2 protein-coding genes are annotated in these 1,662 nt (G+C 73.8%); both read right to left on the bottom strand.

Going from position 1 to position 1,662, the window contains the following annotated elements; all coding sequences use genetic code 11:
* Positions 1-84: 84 nt before the first annotated feature.
* The gene (locus WH07_RS34535; RefSeq protein WP_052744660.1) at positions 85-1,308 is read right to left on the bottom strand and encodes a glycosyltransferase 87 family protein; all 1,224 of its coding nucleotides are present in this window, start codon (positions 1,306-1,308) and stop codon (positions 85-87) included.
* A 145-nt stretch (positions 1,309-1,453) separates the two neighbouring features.
* The gene (locus WH07_RS34530) at positions 1,454-1,642 is read right to left on the bottom strand and encodes a hypothetical protein (protein WP_046508930.1); all 189 of its coding nucleotides are present in this window, start codon (positions 1,640-1,642) and stop codon (positions 1,454-1,456) included.
* Positions 1,643-1,662: the final 20 nt, after the last annotated feature.

The following is a 1,662-nucleotide window of genomic DNA, read 5'->3' as shown; positions in this document are numbered from 1 at the left end:
CCGGGGGACCGGGGGGCCGGGGACTGAGGGGCCGACGCGCCGGGACCCTTGCGCTGGGCGGGATCCCGCCCGGCACGCCGTCCCTCACCCCGTCCCCGCCGAAGTGCTCACGCCCGAGCCCGACTTCGTACGCGGCGACGGGACCAGCACCCCGCCGCGTACCGGCGCCGTGCCCGCCGCGGTGCAGACGCGCCAGACCGCGAAGGCCAGCAGGCCCAGGGCGCACAGCGCGTACGGCGAGGCCAGCGGCTGCTGCCACCAGGGCAGCCGGAGGTCCCGTTCGCCCTCGTGCGGTACGGCCCAGAAGCTGCGGGCCGTCCAGACCACCCCGACCAGCGCCGCCATCCGGAACCGGCCCTCCGCGATCAGCACCGCCAGCAGCGGAACGCACCACACCCAGTGGTGCGACCAGCTGATCGGCGACACGAGCAGCGCCGTCAGCGCGGTGACCAGCACTCCCCAGCTCTCCGACCCGGCCCCCGCGAACGCCCTGCGCGCCGTCCACAGTCCGCCCGCCGCCGTGACCACCGCCGCCACGGCCCACAGCGCGCCCGGCTCCGGGGTGTGCAGCACGCGCGCGAGCAGCCCCTGCAACGACTGGTTGTCGACGATCCACGGCTTGCCGACCCGCCCGGTCTCGAAGAGCCGCCGCGTCCAGAACTCGGCGCTGGCCGCCGGGAGTACGAGCACGCCCAGCAGCACCGTGCCGGTGAAGGACGCGAGGGCGGTGAGGCCCGCCCGTACCCGCCCGGTCACCAGCAGGTAGACGATGAAGACCGCCGGGGTCAGCTTGATGCCCGCGGCGACACCGAGCGCGAAGCCCTTCCCGATCGCATGCTCGGCCCTCGACAGGTCCCACAGCACAAGACACGCGAGGGCGAGATTGATCTGGCCGAAGAGGACGGTCTGGAAGACGGGTTCGAGCCAGAGCCCGACCGCGACGGACACGAGCAGCGGTACGGGACCGGCCGGCAGCCCCGCGAAGCGCCAGGACAGCCGTACGAACAGGGCCAGCAGCGCGACGTTCCCGATCACGAAGACGACCTTGAGGGCGTCGACGGGCAGCCAGGTGGTGGGTACGAAGAGGATCGCGGCGAAGGGCGGATAGGTGGCGGGGAGCTGCCACTGGGTGACCGTGAACCCGTAGAGGTCGGTGCCGCCGACGACCGCCGCGCCTTCCGCGCGGTAGACGAGCGTGTCGGCCATGGGGATGCGCCGGGCGACGCAGAGGGTGGCGAACACGGCCAGCGACAGGGCGAGCGCGCCCACTGCGGCGAGTGAGCGGAGGGTCACGGTCGGGTAGGTCACGGCCGCGACCCTAGTGGATCAGGCGTGCCGCGCAGCAACGGTGACCATCGTAAGCGGTGCTCAGAGGGGTACGGGACGGTGCGGGAGCGGTCTGGGGACGGTACGGACGGGCGCGGCCGCCGAGAACGCCGAGAGCGCTCTCAGCTCATGGGGTCGGGCGGCGCCGGATGCCGGCCTCCTCCGCGTACTCTCCGAGGACCGCCACCCGGAACGCGGTGCTCACGAAGACCTTGACCGCGCGCAGCGCGTTGCCGACATGGTGGGCCGGGTGGGGGGCGGCGCCCGAGGCCGTCGCGCCGGGCGGCGCGCCGTGCGGGGCGCGGCTCTTATACACACCCCGAGCCCACGAGACCG

The sequence above is a fragment of the Streptomyces odonnellii genome, assembly GCF_000981895.1.
Classification (GTDB): domain Bacteria; phylum Actinomycetota; class Actinomycetes; order Streptomycetales; family Streptomycetaceae; genus Streptomyces; species Streptomyces odonnellii.
The sequence above is the reverse complement of the archived record's forward strand: the minus strand, read 5'-3'. Positions and strand labels throughout refer to the sequence as shown.